Genomic DNA, 2,372 nt, shown 5'->3' on the forward strand with positions numbered 1-2,372 from the left:
TTTCGGCATCTGTAAGGGCTGATGGATTAACGACTGGAGTTACAGCTGGATCTTTAATGACTTTATCAGCAGATTTCTTAACAGTCTTATCTGGAGAGATAACCGCTGTTGTACCATCTGGATATGTCACTGTTGCCGTACCATCTTCACCAACTTTAACATCTGTTACGGTTGGATTAGCTTTCTTAACTTCTTCAGCTACCTTAGCTTTTTCAGAATCTGTAAGAGCTGATGGATTTACAACTGGGGTTACAGCTGGACTATTAACGCCATTTGAGTCAGCTTCTTTTACTGTCTTCTCTGGAGTTAAGGTTGCTGTTGTACCATCTGAATATGTAACTGTTGTTATGCCGTCTTCACCAACTTTAACATCTGTTACGGTTGGGTTAGCTTTCTTAACTTCTTCTGCTACCTTAGCTTTTTCGGCATCAGTCAAATTGCTTGGATTTGTAACCGGTGTTACAGCTGGATCCTTAATTTCTTTATCAACTGATCTCTTAACAGTTTTATTTGATGGGAGAACAGCTGTTGTACCACCTGGATATGTAACTGTTGTTGTGCCGTCTTCACCAACTTTAACATCTGTTACTGTTGGGTTAGCTTTTTTAACTTCGTCGGCTACTTTAGCTTTTTCCGCATCAGTCAAGTTGCTTGGATCTGTAACTGGGGTTACAGCTGGATCCTTAAGCTCTTTATCAGCTTCTTTTACTGTCTGTGCTGGTGTCAAACTTGCTGTTGAACCGTCTGGGAAGGTTACGGTTGCTGTACCATCTTCACCAACTTTAACATCTGTTGCTGTTGGGTTAGCTTTCTTAACTTCGTCCGCTACTTTTGCTTTTTCGGCATCTGTAAGGGCTGATGGGTTCACGACTGGAGTTACAGCTGGAGTTGCTGCTGTGGCTTGAACTGGATCACTTGCGTCTGATGTTTGACCATCTTTCGTTGCTTTAACAGTTACTGGGCCTGCTGGAATATCAACTGTTGGTGTAATAGTAGCTTTACCAGTGTTATCAGCTGTAGTTTCACCAATCTTGTTGCCATCTTTATCGTAGAGGGCTACTGTAGATCCTGGTTCTGCTGTCACTTCAACTGGTGTCTTAGTGCCGGCTTTACCTGTAAGATCAGTATCGACAACTGGTTTGCTTGGTTTCGCTGGAGTTGCTGCTGTGGCTTGAACTGGATCACTTGCTTCTGGTGTTTGACCATCCTTGGTTGCTACAACTGTCACATTACCTTCAGGAATGTCGACTGTTGGAGTAATAGTTGCTTTACCATTTTCATCAGCTGTGGCTTCACCAATCTTGTTACCGTCTTTATCATACATCTCAACCTTAGATCCTGGTTCCGCTGTAACTTCAACTGGTGTCTTAGTGCCGGCTTTGCCTGTGAGGTCTGTTGTAATTTCTGGTTGAGTTGGTGTTGTTGGAGTTGCTGCTGTGGCTTGAACTGGATCACTTGCGTCTGATGTTTGACCATCTTTCGTTGCTTTAGCAGTCACATTTCCTTCTGGAATATCTACAGTTGGTATGATGATTGCTTTACCATTTGCTCCTGTTGCTGCTTCACCAATCTTCTTACCATCTTTGTCGAACAATTCTACCTTAGTGCCTAGTTCTGCTGTTACTTCAACTGGAGTCTTAGTACCTGCTTTGCCTGTAAGGTCTGTATCGACAACTGGTTTGCTTGGTTTCGCTGGAGTTTCTGGATTTTTAGCAACTGTTGCTGGAACTGGATCACTTGCTTCTGGTGTTTGACCATCCTTGGTTGCTACAACTGTCACATTACCTTCAGGAATGTCGACTGTTGGAGTAATAGTTGCTTTACCATTTTCATCAGCTGTGGCTTCACCAATCTTGTTACCGTCTTTATCATACATCTCAACCTTAGATCCTGGTTCCGCTGTCACTTCAACTGGTGTCTTAGTGCCCGCTTTGCCTGTGAGGTCTGTTGTAATTTCTGGTTGAGTTGGTTTCGCTGGAGTTGCTGCTGTGGCTTGAACTGGATCACTTGCGTCTGATGTTTGACCATCTTTCGTTGCTTTAACAGTTACTGGGCCTGCTGGAATATCAACTGTTGGGGTAATAGTTGCTTTACCAGTGTTATCAGCTGTAGCTTCACCAATCTTGTGGCCATCTTTATCGTAGAGGGCTACTGTAGATCCTGGTTCTGCTGTCACTTCAACTGGTGTCTTAGTGCCGGCTTTGCCTGTGAGGTCTGTTGTAATTTCTGGTTGAGTTGGTGTTGTTGGAGTTGCTGCTGTGGCTTGAACTGGATCACTTGCGTCTGATGTTTGACCATCTTTCGTTGCTTTAACAGTTACTGGGCCTGCTGGAATATCAACTGTTGGTGTAATAGTTGCTTTACCAGTGTTA

The 2,372-nt window shown here is 43.6% G+C and carries 1 protein-coding gene; it reads right to left on the bottom strand.

Going from position 1 to position 2,372, the window contains the following annotated elements; genetic code table 11:
• On the bottom strand, window positions 1–2,372 hold a 2,372-nt coding region (locus PCY08_RS09900), incomplete at both ends, for a hypothetical protein (RefSeq protein ID WP_301560226.1).

The sequence above is a fragment of the Streptococcus sp. SO4 genome, from assembly GCF_030440055.1.
Lineage (GTDB): Bacteria > Bacillota > Bacilli > Lactobacillales > Streptococcaceae > Streptococcus > Streptococcus nidrosiense.